The sequence below is a fragment of the Synechocystis sp. IPPAS B-1465 genome (genome assembly GCF_003015225.1).
Classification (GTDB): Bacteria; Cyanobacteriota; Cyanobacteriia; order Cyanobacteriales; family Microcystaceae; genus Synechocystis.
The window spans coordinates 2,051,700-2,066,702 of record NZ_CP028094.1 but is presented as its reverse complement, the minus strand read 5'-3'; the positions used below and the strand labels follow the sequence as shown (position 1 = coordinate 2,066,702).

Here is a 15,003-nt window from a genome sequence, read left to right as displayed (position 1 = left end):
CGTTGTTTGATATCTTCACAACATCCGGGTTGAGCTTATTTCTGGGGAGGATAATGATGCCATTTTTACTGGTGGTGGTGGTGGTTTTATTTGCCGGAGTGCAACTTTTCCAATGGCTATGGGGGGTAATTTTGCCCCTGCCTATTTACGTTATGGCCGGTGCTTTTTTGGCGATCGCCAGCAATTATGACAAGGGCATGGCGGCTTTGATTAACCGGGGTCAGGAGTTATTACCCCATCACCAAACCCCAGGGGCAACCATGACGGCGGAGTTGGAATCCCCTAGGGTTAGCATTGATGGAGTTATTAATCCGTCAGAGTTGACGGAACAGAAGTCCCTAAACGATGACTAAATCCCCCCTTAAACTGGTAAAACTGAGGCGTTCGTCGGTTTCATCCACCACAATGGTCTCACCAGGTTTGTAATCCCCCCGTAAAATTCCCTTGGCGATCGCCGTTTCTAGGTATTTTTGGACGGCTCGTTTTAAAGGTCGGGCCCCATAAACGGGGTCATAGCCCACGGCAGCCAGAAAATCTAGGGCTTTATCCGTTAACTTCAAAGTTAATTTTTGTTCCTCCAAACGGGTAGCCAAAGACTGAATTTGAATTTGGACAATGGATCGTAACTCGGATTTTTGTAAGCCATGGAAAATAATCGTTTCATCCACCCGATTGAGAAATTCTGGGCGGAAGTTTTCCCGCATTACATCCATAACTCGGCTCCGCATTTCTTCATAACGACTATCATCCCCCGCCACATCCAAAATGTATTGGGAGCCCAGGTTACTGGTCATAATGATAATCGTATTTTTGAAGTCCACCACATGGCCTTGGGCATCGGTTAAACGGCCATCATCCAGGATTTGGAGCATGACGTTAAACACATCCCCATGGGCTTTTTCAATCTCGTCAAAAAGAATGACCGAATAGGGCCGGCGGCGAATTGCTTCCGTCAATTGTCCCCCTTCTTCATAGCCCACATAGCCCGGAGGGGCCCCCATTAAACGGGAAACAGCGTGTTTTTCCATATATTCAGACATATCAATCCGCACCAGGGCTTCTTCCGTGTCGAATAAATTTTTCGCCAAAGCCTTCGCTAACTCAGTTTTCCCGACCCCTGTGGGGCCCAGAAAAATAAAGCTAGCGGTGGGACGATTAGGATCGGAAAGACCAGCTCGGGAGCGTTGAATGGCTTCGGCTACGGCGGTTACCGCTTCATCCTGACCAATCACTCGGCTGTGTAGTTCATCTTCCAAGTGGAGCAGTTTTTCTTTTTCCGATTCCACCAATTTACTGATGGGAATGCCGGTCCATTTCGAGATAATTTCAGCAATGTCAGACTCTAAAACTTCTTCCCGTAAGAGGGATTTGCCAGAGGTTTGTTGCTCCGCCAATTGGGTTTCCAAAGCTTCCACTTGCCGCTGTAAATCAGTTAATTTGCCATACTGTAACTCCGCTGCTTTATTGTAGTCGTAATCCCGTTGGGCCTGTTGAATTTCTAGGTTCACCTGGTCGATGGTTTCCTTAACAGTACGAATTTGATCAATAACCGTTTTTTCCGACTGCCATTGGCCATTAAGTTTAGACTGTTCTTCTTTAAAATCAGCCAACTCTTTCTCCAATTTTTCTAGCCGCTCCTTGGAAGCAGAATCATTTTCCCGTTGTAAAGATAAACGCTCCATTTCTAGTTGGAGAATTTTCCGGTCAACTTCATCTAATTCCTCTGGTTTGGAGGTGATTTCCATTTTTAATTTGGCCGCTGCTTCGTCTACTAAATCAATAGCTTTATCCGGCAGAAAACGATCACTGATGTAACGATTGGACAACATGGCCGCCGCTACCAGGGCACTATCGGCAATTTTTACGCCGTGGTGTACTTCATAGCGTTCTTTTAATCCCCGGAGAATGGAAATGGTATCTAATACATTGGGTTCATCCACTAAAACTTCCTGGAAACGTCGTTCCAAAGCCGCATCTTTTTCGATATATTTGCGATATTCATCTAAAGTGGTGGCCCCGATACAACGCAAAGCACCCCGGGCTAACATGGGTTTCAATAAGTTGCCCGCATCCATGGCTCCTTGGGTGGCCCCAGCGCCGACAACGGTATGAATTTCGTCAATAAAGAGAATAATTTGCCCCTGGCTGTCGGTAACTTCTTTAAGTACCGCTTTAAGTCTTTCTTCAAATTCCCCCCGGTATTTTGCCCCGGCAATTAACGCCCCCATATCGAGGGAAATTAGTTTGCGATCCCGCAATGATTCCGGTACGTCATGGTTAATAATTCTTTGGGCTAAACCTTCGGCGATCGCCGTTTTACCAACCCCCGGTTCCCCAATTAACACAGGGTTATTTTTTGTGCGGCGGGAAAGGATCTGAATGGTGCGCCGCACTTCTTCATCCCGGCCAATGACAGGATCTAGTTTACCTTCCCGGGCTAATTCCGTTAAATCTCGCCCATATTTTTCAAGGGATTCGTATTTGCCCTCTGGATTTTGATCGGTCACTTTTTGGGTTCCTCTAATTTGCTTGATAATTTCTGCCAACTTATTTTCTGTTAGGCCAATTTCTCGATATAAGTTTTTGCCCAGGCGGTCATCTTGGCCGTAAGCCGCCATCAAGTGCTCGATGGAAATATAGTCGTCTCCATATTTAGACTTGGCTATTTCCGCATTGTCCAACAATTTATCGAGACTGCGGCCTAAATAAATCGATTCACTCGGATTACTTAATTTTGGCTGTTGGGCAATAAAGCTATTAACTTGATCGTTAACTCGGGGAATGCTCGCCCCAGCCTTATTAAAGATGCTGGTGGCCAGACCATTTTGTTCTAGTAGGGCACTGAGTAGGTGTTCCGTCTCAATTTGCTGTTGTCGATGCTGTTTAGCAATCTCCGGTGTTTTGGCGATCGCCTCCCAAGCTTTCTCCGTAAATTTATTAGGATCTGTGGGTTGCATAAAATTTTCTATATTGGCTATTGGGTGTGTAAGGACTACCAAATCAATTTTAGGGGGTGGAATCCGGAGCTAGGAAGGAGGGTTTTCCCAATGCAGTGGTGGGGTTTACCCTTGCTCAACCAGGGGATGGAAGTCTTTCTAGAGGATGCCGGAGGCTGACTTTGAGCTAGACAATGGCGCAAAAACAGTCAGGGAAGGAAAATTTGTGCCATTCAACTAGGCCCCAAAGCCCCTTTCTTGTAAGCTAAGGGCTAATCTTGACCCCTACGCAGAATCAGACGCCATGACTTGGAATGAGGGCTACGTCCTAGAAGTTAACTATACCTATGGTTTTTATGGGGAATTAAGTCCCCTTAAACTAGCCCTAGCCAACACTCTGAAGTCATTAAAATCCCCCAATCTAGAGAAAAATTTTAATTACTGCGAACTGGCTTGCGGCCGAGGATATTCCACCAATTTATTGGCAAGTTGCTACCCCCAGGCTCAGTTTTACGCCAACGATTTTAATCCTAGTCACATAGTTGAAGCCCGGACCCTAGCCGAAACAGCGGGCACCAAAAATGTCCATTTTTTTGACGATAGTTTTGAAGAATTTATCAATCAAGATTTACCGCAGTTTGATTTCATTGTTCTCCATGGTATTTACAGTTGGATTACCCCCAGAAATCGTCAAGCGATCGTGAACTTTATTCGGCAGAAAATCAAAGTGGGAGGTATGGTTTATATCTCCTATAACACTCTACCGGGTTGGGCAGCGGCAAGACCGATGCAAGCTTTGATGCTCCGCTATGGACGTAACTCCTCCGAGCCAATTCTAAGCCGTATTGAAAAGGCATTGGATTTCACGGAACAAATGCTGGAGTCCAAAGCAAATTATTTCACTCAAAATCCAATTTTAAAACCCCGTTTAGAAAAGCTGAAAGAACAAAATCGTTACTATCTAGCTCATGAATATTTTAACGAAGAGTGGAATGCTTTTTATTTTGATGAAGTGGCCAAAGAATTAGAAGAAGCCAAGCTCAATTTTATGGGATCAGCCCATTTAATCGACTATGTGGATGCTGTTAACTTGTCCAGTGCCGCCCAAACCCAGCTATCTCAAGTAACAGATCCAACTTTTCGGGAAGTAGTGCGAGATTTCTTTTTAAATACCCAGTTCCGGCGAGATATTTTTGTCCGGGGAAAACTTGCCCTCTTGCCCCAGGAGCATTTACAAGCGTTGGGGAATCTACGGTTTGCCTTAGTGGTACCGATCAAATCAATCAAGCTTAAACAACAGTTTCCCTTGGGAGAAGTGGAACTCCAGGAAAAAGTTTATCGTCCCATTTGTGAGGCCTTGGAAAATGGGCCTTTAACCCTAGGGGAATTACAAAAAGACAGCAAAACCAAAGGCATCACTTTGAACAGTCTTTACCAAGCCCTAATCATCATGACTGGCATTGGTTATACCCATCCGGCGGTAAATGAAACGGTGCGGAAACAAAGACAAAAATCCACCGATGCTTTTAACAGTGCCGTCAAAACAAAATCTCTCTATAGCGATGAAATGGCATTTTTAGCCTCTCCCCTAGTTGGCACAGGTATTGCTGTCAATCGTCTGGAACAGCTACTGCTATTAGCGAAAGAGCGCAAACAAGACGGCCCTCAATTTGTCTGGCAAGTACTTTCCAGTCAAGGCAAGAAAATTATTAAGGAAGGAAAAACCTTAGAAACAGAAGCTGAAAATTTAGAACATCTCAAAAACGTAGCAGAGAATTTTAATGGCGATCGCCTGCCGCTATTGACTAAGTTAGGAATTAGCTAGTTGTGTTTATTTTATCAACTGAACATGGTCCCCAAGCACTAGCCAACTTCCCATAACTATGTCTTTTAATTGACTTCTCCGTCATCATTGGGCTGGAGAATTTTCGTCTTTATTTTGCTCTGGTAATGAAAAAATTTGTTGTTATTGACCATTCCCTGTGCAACTTGCAAGGACATCACTATGAGTGTAGTGTTGCTGTGGCAGAAGCAGCCCAGAGACAAGGCTATCAACCGATTATCATTGCCAATCAAATTCTGAAGGAGTCTTTAGCGGCTGGAGATATAAAAATTATTCCAGCTTTTCAAGTAGATTGGTTCAACCAGCCAACCAATGGCGAAAATATAGAATCTATTGCCCCCGATTTATTAAATCTAACCCAACCTTGGCAAGAAAGGTGGCGTCATCAACTTTATCTGTGGCAACAAAATCATCCAGAACTAAGAATACTTTTGGAAAAAGTAAAAGGTAGCACCCAACGGTTGAAAGGGTGGTTTAAAGCCGATCTTAGATCTTTGCGGTCCATACCCTTAGCTAACACAACTTGGGGCTTATTAAAAATTCTTTGGGGTGTTACCCGTCTAGTGGGAAAAATTTCCATAAAAATTATTAATAAAACTGTTGATAAATTTAATCAATCCGAAGGAAATTCTGTTGTAGAAACCAAAAGTTTTACCCAAACCCTAGAGGAAATTTTGCCGGCGCTAGAGCTGACTGCGGCGGATCACATTCTTATTCATACCTTCGGCATTGAGCAATTAGAAGAACTATTTTATTTTTTAAATAATCAAAACCAGGATGATTTGCCTACCTATCATCTATTATTTAGGCGTGATACTGAAGACCCATTAGTAGTCAATGCTACGGGCATAGGATTAAAAAAATGTTTGGAAAAGTTTTGCCAAACTGAACTCTGGCCTGGCAAAATTCGCTTTTACACAGATACTAAAGATTTGGTGAGAAAACATAATCAACTGAGTCCCGCAATTTTCACCCAGGTACCGATTCCTTTTCGCCAAGAAAAACTAAAATTAGAAAATTTTCATAAGGGTGATAGTAATAAAAATTTTGTTCATATAATTTATTTAGGTGATGCCAGATCGGAGAAAGGTTATCAGCATTTACCGGTTTTAGTAGCAGATTTATGGACTGATTATCTCAAGCCTGGTTTGGCAAAATTTACCATTCAATCTAACTATAATGTTGTCGGAGGAGAAGAAGTAATTCTAGAAGCTAAGCTTAAACTTTGTCAGTATCCTTGTAGTGCAGTGGAGTTAATTGATCATGCTCTGGAACCCGATGCCTACTATCACTTATTAGCTTCAGCGGATGTGGTGGTATTGCCCTATAACCCAATAAATTATCAACGTACTTCAGGGGTATTAACCGAAGCTCTGGCGGCGGGTAAACCAGTGGTGGTACCCCAGGGTAGTTGGTTGGCGGAGCAGGTTGATGAAACTAGAGCTGGCATTTATCAAAATCCCCAAGATTTACCCAGGTCAGTTCGGTATGTGTTAGAAAATCTAGCTAGTCTGACGGAAAAAGCTGAGCATTTTAGTTACCATTGGCAATTTATTCAATCCCCGGATTACTTTTTAGAATGTCTGCTTAAGCCACTGGCAATATCCCTTGTAAAAACGGTGGAAATTCAGCCCGAAGTTTCAGCTAGGGCTTCAATATTGGTGATAATGGCTCTAGATAAATTAAGCGATAGGGATAACCTTAATAAAATCAGATATTTTTGTCGTTGTGGCTATGGAGTTTATGGCATTTTTTATCGCCGCTTAGGCCAGGCTAACTTACCGGAATGGGACTATCTTAGCGATGATCTACACCAGCTTGGCTTAAAACAATATTGGATTTTACAAGATTATTATGTAGATGATGATTTTTACATTGATTTTGCTAAAAATTCTACCAGTTTATCTCCGGAACAACAGAAAAAATATCTACGGGATTATTACGAGCATAGATCAACGCTAATTACGGATTGGGTACAGTCGGCAGGTTTGCTTATTTCGCAAGAATTACAAAATAAATTGGGTAGTAACATCGATTTAATTTACGCAGATTCGTTCTTCTGCCAACATTACTTAAGAAAATTAGGCTTAGATTTAACTAGAACCATACTGGAGGTGGATAGATTTCATACCTATGATGATGCCCTCCGCCAAAGAAAAGAAATTGTTTATCAAGATTTTCAGTGGGAACTTGATCAGCTGAAATTATTTGGAGTTTTACTCACCACTACTGAACCTTTGGCTTTTAAGTTGCAGGAATTACAACCTCAAACACGAATTTATTCACTGAAAACTAATGGTCAAGGTCTTGATTATGAACATTTAAACCAAGCCTTTACCGATATTCTTGGAGAGAAACTTTTATCTGCAACTAACAACAAAAATGTTGTCAAGAAGGTTGTCATGCTTTATCCCTGGGGGGATATGGAAGAGCGGCGTAGTGGAGCCAGTCAGCGGTCTGGAAAAGTGGCAGATTTTCTTGCCAGTCAAGGCCTAGATGTGACGGTGTTTACCATTGGCGATCGCCAGAGTAATTGGCAGGGACAAATTCATTATCGTTATTTCAGATCAACCTTTGCCCAGGGTGAGCTAATACAGAAGATTTATCAAGAAGCGTTTTTAAGTTGGCAGAAAATGCTGGACATTTCCCTAGCTGACAACATTAATTTTTTCCCATTGTCCCACCAGGAGTTAGGGGAAAATTGGCTGCCTTGGATTTACTATGGCAGTCGTTTTGACCAGAAATTTCAAGAAACGTTAGAGCGAGTGATTGATGGGGCAGATGCGGTGTTGCTGGAATATCCCTTTTGGGCGGCGATCGCCGGGCCCATTTGTCGCCGTCGGGGAGTCAAATTAATTCTCACAGCCCATGACGTGTTGGCTAAACAATTGCCACCGCACACATGGTTAGCCCAGATTGCCCTGGCAGAAGAATTGCAAGCCTTGCGGGAAGCCGATGAAGTAGTGACCCTTTCCCCCGATGACCAAGCATTTTTTCAAAGTCATAACATTACCAGCCATTGTGTTCCCATTGGTTTAGACACCCAAGCCACCGTAGATTTACTTGCTCCAGAAACAGCCCTGGCGGAGTTACAATCCTTTGACTCCACCATTGATTGGCGAAAACCTTTCTGTTTATTTGTGGGTAGTCAACATCCTCCCAATGTCAAAGCAGTGGAGCAAATTCAAGCCCTGGCCCAAGTTGGTAGTGGCCATTGGCAGGCGATCGCCGTGGGCAGTTGTTGTCCACCAACTCAGAAACGAAACTTTTTGGCCCTGGGGAAAGTCTCCGATTCCGTCCTCCAAGCCCTTTATCAACGCTCGGCCCTGGTGCTAATTCCCCTCGAAGCGGGCACTGGTATGTCTGTCAAAACCCTGGAGGCAATGGCCTGTGGTAAGGTAATCCTCGGCACGGCGATCGCCTTTCGGGGCTATCCGGTGGAGTCGGGGGTAGATTGTTTAATCAACAATAATTTAGCCACTTATGTTGGGGTAATTGAAGATATTATCCAGCACCCCCACCAATATGAGCAGTTGGGTAATTCTGCCCGCAACTTTGCCCAAAACTACGACTATCGTCAGCTTTATCAAACCTACCTAGATTTGCTTTCATGAAGGTATTAATCACAGATTTTGACCTATTTGCCAAAGTAGGTGGCGGGCAAACTTTTTACCGCAGTTTAATTCGGAAAAACCCCGATATTGACTTTTATTACCTGATTGACAAAGAAGCTCGTGTAACTGAACGCCCTGATAATGCCCACGGAGTCCCCTTTCAGGAAAAATATTTCCTCGCCGATTTAAACAATTTTTTTGACGTTAATCCCCCTAAATGGGTTTATCGTTCCTTCATCAGGGCCAGTAATATTGCCACGTCAGTGGCCGGCATGGAATTTGATTTGATCGATTCCCCTGACTATGAACAATGGGCGATTTTTTTGCGTCCAGCCCTGGATTACCATCGGGTGAAATTTGCTAAGATTGCCCTTTCTCTCCACGGCAAAATTTCCACCACTTTAAAGTTAGATTGGTTCAATCAAGGGAAGGAAAATATACCCCTAGAACTAGAAGAATGGAAGCAATACGCCACCGTAGATCTGCGTTACGGTATTAGCAAAAGCTACATTGACGAATGGCAATCCCTAAGTCGATTTTCTGCCCATTATTACCATCCTCTACACTTTTTTGAATTACCCCAGCCCCTAGAAGCAATTGCCAGTGGCGATCGCCCTGATTTAAACTTTGTTGGTCGCACAGAGAAACGGAAAGGCCCAGATATTTTTATTGATATCGCTTGGTGGTTAAACAGAAATCTTTATCATGAAGCTAATATCATTGGCCCCCATAGTTTTAACGATACCGGCACCATTTCTTCGGAAACCTATCTCCGGAGTATGCTTGGCGATCGCCAGAGTCCGGTTAAATTTTTACCCCCCAAACCGCAACAGGAATTGATGGGCTTATTCGCCCGCAAAACAGTCACCTTCGTACCCTCACGCTACGATACACTTAACTTAGTAGCTTTGGAATCCTTGTTTTCCGGTTGTCCCACTGTAGTTGGCGGTGGAGCTGGGGTATGTCGTTTACTCAAAGAAGACTTTCCCGATGTTCCTTTCGTAGAAATTGATCTGGATAATATCTACAGTTGCTTACCAGCCATTGAAAATATTCTAAGCGACTACAATAATTACCGTCGCCGATTGGTGGATAGCGTTAAAAACTCAACAGCCATTGCTGATAGTCCCATTTTGGCTGATATCTATCAACAAACTGGCCAGTACGAGGAGGAAATCAGAGATGAGTTACAAAGTTGGTATGGTCAATTAATGGGCTATTGGGTAAGTACCCAGGAAAATGTTTCTTTCTTACAACCGCTGAAAGCCCAATTAAAACCAACTCTCAAGCAAATTAAAAATAATTTAAAAAGCACCGCTGGACAATTAAAAGGTAAAATTTTACAGCCCTTAGCAGATGACCGCAATGCCCAGTTAGTTAAGGCTCCTAATTTACTTAAAAAATATAAAGAAGCCTTCAATGCCACGGAACAAACCGCTAAAGATTTGGCGGAAAAAATCCAAATGGGATGGCGTTTAGGCTCCGGCTACGAGTCAGAATTCCAAGGAGTGCGGGGTAAATTAGCTACCAATTACCGCATCGACCGGGTGCGACTCTGGCGGGAGCTAGCACGTATTGAAGAATTACGGGGCAATACTTTGGTTTCTGCCACCTATAAGGTCCGGGCCCTGCGAGCATTGGGTTCAGATCAATTTGGCGATTTACCCTTTGTGTTGCGGACCCTGACGGAATATGGCTTTCCCAAGGAAATGGCGGCGGTGTCTGCCCTTTATGGTCAACCTTCAGAACGGGAGGAGCGTTGCCTTAGCTTAATCGAACAGGCTCGTTTGGATAATTTGGCCAATCCGGCGGGGGATGAGTATGAGATTTGGGACGATCGCCGGGGGGATGGGCCATACCGAGCTTCCATTATTGTTTCCCTCTACAATGCAGCGGCAAAATTACCCCTATTCTTAAAGACCCTACAACACCAAACCCTAATTAAACGGGGAGAAGCGGAAGTGGTATTGGTGGATAGCGGTTCGCCGGGAAATGAGTATGAAGTTTTCAAAGATTTAGCTCCCACCCTGGGTTATCCTCTCCTATATGCCCGATCGCCGCAACGGGAAACCATCCAAAGTGCCTGGAACCGGGGGATTAAGTTGGCAAAATCCCCATATTTAGCCTTTTTGGGGGTAGATGAAACCATTTTGCCCGACTGTTTAGAAATTTTGGCGGGGGAATTGGATCAGGATCCAGAATTGGATTGGGCCATTGGCCATAGTTTGGTCACCAATGTGGATATGCAGGGGGGTTGGGTCAGCGACATTATGCCCTACGACCGCACTGGCTATGAACAGGATTTAGTTTATCTAGAAACCTGCTACTTATCCTGGGTAGGGGCGCTATATCGCAAATCAATTCACGAACGTTTTGGTTACTATGACCAAAGCTTCCGGGGGGCAGGGGATACGGAATTTAAAAACCGGGTCATGCCCTTCATTAAAAGTAAAGTGGTGGATAAAATGCTGGGTCTGTTCTGGAATTATCCCGATGAGCGCACCACCCAAAGTCCTGCCACGGAAATTGAGGATATGCGGGCTTGGTATTTACATCGCACCCTGGCCGGTGTTAAATATGCTTTCCAACGGCGATCGCCACGAGAAGTGGAAAATTTACTCTACCATTGCCTGGGCTATCGCAAATCTTACTGTAAGCATACTAGTACAGATTTTGACCATGCCCACAATTTGGTCACTTATCTAGAAAAAGTTGACCCCAATGCTGAAGCTTTGAAATACGCTCCGGGCATTGAAGCATTGCTAGGAACCTATCGCTCTCTGGATTGGTTACCCAAATTATCTAAATTTTCTCCCCTTAACTCCATGCTAACGGCTCGCAAACTAACTAAACAATGGGAGCAGGAACACCAACAGTCTTGGCCTGAAGATAGACTTTTTTCTCCCCATTACTCAATTTTTAACGATAATCGCCACGAACAACATTCTTTCCTTTGGTTTACGGATATTACCGCTTCTAAAAAATAATTATGTTTAACAGAATCAAAGATAAACTCAAATTCAAATTAGCAAAAGTCCTTGCTCCAGAAATTGATAAAAAGCTAGCAGTGGAGGAAAAACTGTCCTCCGTACAATTTTTTGGCATTGCCCCTTGGTACCAGGAAAACCTTTGGGAACCGCCAGTGCAAATAGTATTACGAGATCTCTGTAAGCCGGGAGATGTTGTCTTTGATGTGGGGGCAAACTTTGCGGGTTTAACCACAGTAATGTCGAGAATGGTAGGGCCAAAGGGTATTGTTTGTGCCTTTGAAGCTAGCCCCCGCATTATTGATAAAACCCAACGCAATTTAGTATTGAGTGGCTGTAATAATGTCCAGCTTTTTCACCATGCGGTTTACTCCACTTCCCATGAAACTGTAAAAATTTACCTGGGCAGCCATCTCAATGACAGTATTTACAGTGAAAATGGAGAAGGCTCCAGCTATGAAGTCAAAACCATTGCTCTAGATGACTTTGTGGAACACACCAAGCTGGTGCCAAATTTACTAAAAATGGACATTGAAGGAGCAGAATTTGATGCCATTAAAGGTCTGGAAAAAACGTTAGTTTCTGCCAAACCCCATTTAGTTTTAGAAACCCAGCGGGATGATACTCGATGTTTGGATTTTCTGCGCAATTTGGGCTACGTTGCCATCGACGTTAATACCTATCGGGAAGTTAAAACTGCTGACGATTATCCTGTGGGGGCAGACATTCGCAATAATCTCTATATCCATGGCGATCGCCTAGGGGAAACTCCCTACCAAGTCCCATTTCAGTTTGAGAGCCATAGCCTGTTAGATGCCGATCATTTCGAGCGGGGTAAGGATGGTTCTGCTCGCCTCAAAAGTAAGTTAATTTTGCCCAAAGGTCGCTATTTAATTGATTGGGATTTCACCGCAGAAGGCACCCAAAATGATTTAATGTGCGGTGTTAAAGTTAATGACAAAGTGATATTTCGCTACCATGCCTTTAGTCAACTATTAGCCTCTAGCTATCGGGATTGGGTGATTAATTTGCCCGAAACTAGTGAAATTCAACTTTATTTTGAATTCCAACATGGCACCCAAGATCCAACCCTAACCATCAATAGTGCCAAAATCACCAAAATCGCCAACTTTGACCATCTTCCTGCCGCCCTTTACTTCTAGTGTTTAATCCCCAATGTTAGTTCCCCTTCTTGGTTTGGCGATCGGGTTTCTCCTGTTAACTTTTAGTCTTTTGGTTTACAAGGGAGTGACCATTGTCCAACGCTATACTTTCTTAGGCAAATTTGAAAATAATGTGCTTTTTATTTGGGGGAATATTTCCATTTCCCTAGCTGCGATGCTGGGTATTGCTGGTTATTGGAATGTTTTTCAGGGGGACGATCTACGTTTGGGGAGAATTGTTTTGTTCCTCGTCGGAATAATAGCTACGAGCTGGTCAATACTCGAAACACTGGATATTAATCACCCTCTGAAGAAATTTGCTGTTGCGGAAAAGATCAAAAAAATAGGGGTGTTAAATATTATTGGCTACATTCTTAGTGGCGCGGCAGTTCTAACCTTAATTTCTATTTTTGGTATTGCTTTTTTTGACTATAACTATGGTGGTGATGCTTTTATGTATCACATACCCTTCGCCGCCAGAATTTGGGGCATTATTCCCCCAGAACAATATACTTTTGAATATTTTACAGAAAATCGATTTCTTGGTTTTCCCCTCTTGGCAAACTGGCTGCAGGGATTGTTCTGGGTGGTTTTTAACCGCATTGAAGCGACTAATTTAGTTTCTTACTTTAGCCTAATAATTTTAATTGTTTATCTCGTAAAAGTTCCAAAAATTCCCTTCTACCTAGCTAGCCTTTCCCTGCTGGCCGTGCCCATGATTCACATGCATGCGGCAAGAAGTTACATTGATTTGCCAGGTAATGTTGGGGTTAGCATTTGCATTTTAACTTTATATTTACTCTACATACATAAGGTTAAACTTAATTTAAAAACCATTTCAATTTTATTCTTATCCGCATTTGTGGCGGCCAACATTAAATTGCAACTAATTCCTGTAGTTTTTTTGTTAATACTTTGTTCATTGCCACTTTTTGTTATTAACTACTGGCAAACAGATAAAACTCGCCAGGCCAATATGCTCAAATTAGCCCAAGTATTTGCATTGGGTACCCTTGCTAGTCTGATCATTTTCTACAACCCCATCAAGAATATTGTTCTTTACCAAAACCCTGCCTATCCTGTCAAAATTACCATTGTTGGCCAGGTGCTTAATCACACCGAAGAATCTCCCAACTTCATGCACGAAAAGATTCGCCGGCTCCCCCCCCCAGTCCGATGGGGACAATCTTTATTAGAAATTAATGCTTTTGACGATCGCCGACCCTGGCGCTGGACCTTGGCCATGGATTTTATTTCGTGGAACGAAGAACGTTTTGGCATGGGGGGTTACTTTGGCGGCTATGTAATTTTTAACGCTGTGCTTTTTGTCTTTCTTTGCTGGAAAAATTGGCAAAAATCCACCAAAGTGGCCCTGGCTTTGATGCTAATTATGTCGGTGGTGACTATGTGGATGCCTCAATCTTACGAATTGCGCTACTACATGTATTGGATGATTGTGTTTGTCAGTCTCAACGCCTATTTAGTTACCCGTTTCGCTGAGCATAGTCCCAGCCCAAAAACTATTCTGAAGCCCCAATATTTTGGCTTAGTTGCCTTTGTGTTTATGATTATCTTTATCCACAAAACTAACAAATTCTTTACCTATCCGGCTTTTCAACCCCTGACCCAACAGTTAGAAACCGCAGATTGGATGGTGAAAAAGGAAATTTTTAGTCAAATTAAAGATGGTGATCGGGTTTGCATTGTGGAAAAAGCACCCTTTAGTTTCTTTTACAATTCCTATTTTCATCCCGGACGGAATTATTCAGTTCGAGCCGAATTTAATCTCGAGGATGAAAGGATGAAGGATAAATGTGAAGGATTAAAAATTCTGCGCTAAGAGGCCATTGGCGATCGCCTAACATCGGACTAACCTCTGCCGCAACTTCTTGGAAAGTAGTCGAAATTAGCGTTTCATGGCCCGAGCCATATCTCGGTCATCCTGACGACGCTTTAAAGTCTCCCGTTTATCGTGGAGTTTTTTCCCTTTACCAAGGCCCAGAGCAACTTTTACCCAACTACCCTTGAAATACATTTTCAACGGCACTAAAGTTAGGCCTTTTTGCTCAACTTGACCAATTAATTTCCGAATTTCCCAGTTATGCATTAGCAAACGCCGGGTACGACGGGGATCATGGTTAAAAAATAAACTACTTTTGTCATAGGGCGAAATATGCACGTTCATCAACCAGACTTCCCCGTCCCGCAGCAGAGCAAAACCATCCCGTAAATTAACCTTCCCTGCTCGAATTGACTTGACCTCAGTACCCTGCAGCTCGATGCCCGCCTCATAGGTCTCTAAGATTTCGTACAGAAAACGAGCCTGGCGATTATCGCTGACAACTTTTATCCTTTCTTTTTCCTTAGCCATGAACCGTCAGTAATGTATCCGTAATATGTCTGTTAGATGTTGCTCTTGTAGATCCAAAAGCATGGCCTACCGAAAATACCAGGAACTCG

The 15,003-nt window shown here is 43.3% G+C and carries 8 protein-coding genes; 6 read left to right on the top strand and 2 right to left on the bottom strand.

Annotated features, from left to right (window positions below):
- The first annotated feature begins 53 nt into the window (after nucleotides 1-53).
- Nucleotides 54-353: a hypothetical protein gene (locus tag C7I86_RS09820; protein ID WP_010873077.1), complete on the top strand. Its 300-nt coding sequence runs from the start codon at nucleotides 54-56 to the stop codon at nucleotides 351-353.
- Here C7I86_RS09820 and clpB read toward each other — a convergent pair.
- Nucleotides 339-2,957: an ATP-dependent chaperone ClpB gene (gene clpB, locus C7I86_RS09815; RefSeq protein ID WP_010873076.1), complete on the bottom strand. Its 2,619-nt coding sequence runs from the start codon at nucleotides 2,955-2,957 to the stop codon at nucleotides 339-341. The genes C7I86_RS09820 and clpB overlap by 15 nt on opposite strands.
- Before the next feature lie 283 nt (nucleotides 2,958-3,240).
- Here clpB and C7I86_RS09810 point away from each other — a divergent pair, with 283 nt between their 5' ends.
- The 5 genes from C7I86_RS09810 to C7I86_RS09790 all read left to right on the top strand — a co-directional run bounded on the left by C7I86_RS09810 (nucleotide 3,241) and on the right by C7I86_RS09790 (nucleotide 14,383).
- Entirely contained in the window at nucleotides 3,241-4,761 is a 1,521-nt protein-coding gene (locus tag C7I86_RS09810) for a class I SAM-dependent methyltransferase (RefSeq protein ID WP_010873075.1), read from the top strand.
- Nucleotides 4,762-4,886: 125 nt separating this feature from the next.
- Entirely contained in the window at nucleotides 4,887-8,393 is a 3,507-nt protein-coding gene (locus tag C7I86_RS09805) for a glycosyltransferase (RefSeq protein ID WP_010873074.1), read from the top strand.
- Complete coding sequence (locus C7I86_RS09800) at nucleotides 8,390-11,380, top strand: glycosyltransferase (RefSeq protein WP_010873073.1); 2,991 nt, start codon at nucleotides 8,390-8,392, stop codon at nucleotides 11,378-11,380. The genes C7I86_RS09805 and C7I86_RS09800 overlap by 4 nt, the downstream gene beginning before the upstream one ends.
- A gap of 2 nt (nucleotides 11,381-11,382) precedes the next feature.
- Nucleotides 11,383-12,543: an FkbM family methyltransferase gene (locus tag C7I86_RS09795; RefSeq protein ID WP_010873072.1), complete on the top strand. Its 1,161-nt coding sequence runs from the start codon at nucleotides 11,383-11,385 to the stop codon at nucleotides 12,541-12,543.
- Nucleotides 12,544-12,556: 13 nt separating this feature from the next.
- Nucleotides 12,557-14,383 carry a hypothetical protein gene (locus C7I86_RS09790; RefSeq protein ID WP_010873071.1) on the top strand — a complete coding sequence of 609 codons (1,827 nt, stop codon included), beginning with the start codon at nucleotides 12,557-12,559 and terminating at the stop codon, nucleotides 14,381-14,383.
- Nucleotides 14,384-14,449: 66 nt separating this feature from the next.
- On the opposite strand, the gene smpB is transcribed toward C7I86_RS09790, so the two are convergent.
- Entirely contained in the window at nucleotides 14,450-14,914 is a 465-nt protein-coding gene (gene smpB / locus C7I86_RS09785) for an SsrA-binding protein SmpB (protein WP_010873070.1), read from the bottom strand.
- Between the last annotated feature and the right edge of the window lie 89 nt (nucleotides 14,915-15,003).

Bases quoted from the DNA above. Each gene is read 5' to 3' on its own strand.
- C7I86_RS09805 (WP_010873074.1), top strand. From the start codon at position 4,887: ATGAAAAAATTTGTTGTTATTGACCATTCCCTGTGCAACTTGCAAGGA.
- smpB (WP_010873070.1), bottom strand. From the start codon at position 14,914: ATGGCTAAGGAAAAAGAAAGGATAAAAGTTGTCAGCGATAATCGCCAG.
- C7I86_RS09810 (WP_010873075.1), top strand. From the start codon at position 3,241: ATGACTTGGAATGAGGGCTACGTCCTAGAAGTTAACTATACCTATGGT.
- C7I86_RS09795 (WP_010873072.1), top strand. From the start codon at position 11,383: ATGTTTAACAGAATCAAAGATAAACTCAAATTCAAATTAGCAAAAGTC.
- C7I86_RS09790 (WP_010873071.1), top strand. From the start codon at position 12,557: ATGTTAGTTCCCCTTCTTGGTTTGGCGATCGGGTTTCTCCTGTTAACT.
- C7I86_RS09820 (WP_010873077.1), top strand. From the start codon at position 54: ATGATGCCATTTTTACTGGTGGTGGTGGTGGTTTTATTTGCCGGAGTG.
- C7I86_RS09800 (WP_010873073.1), top strand. From the start codon at position 8,390: ATGAAGGTATTAATCACAGATTTTGACCTATTTGCCAAAGTAGGTGGC.
- clpB (WP_010873076.1), bottom strand. From the start codon at position 2,957: ATGCAACCCACAGATCCTAATAAATTTACGGAGAAAGCTTGGGAGGCG.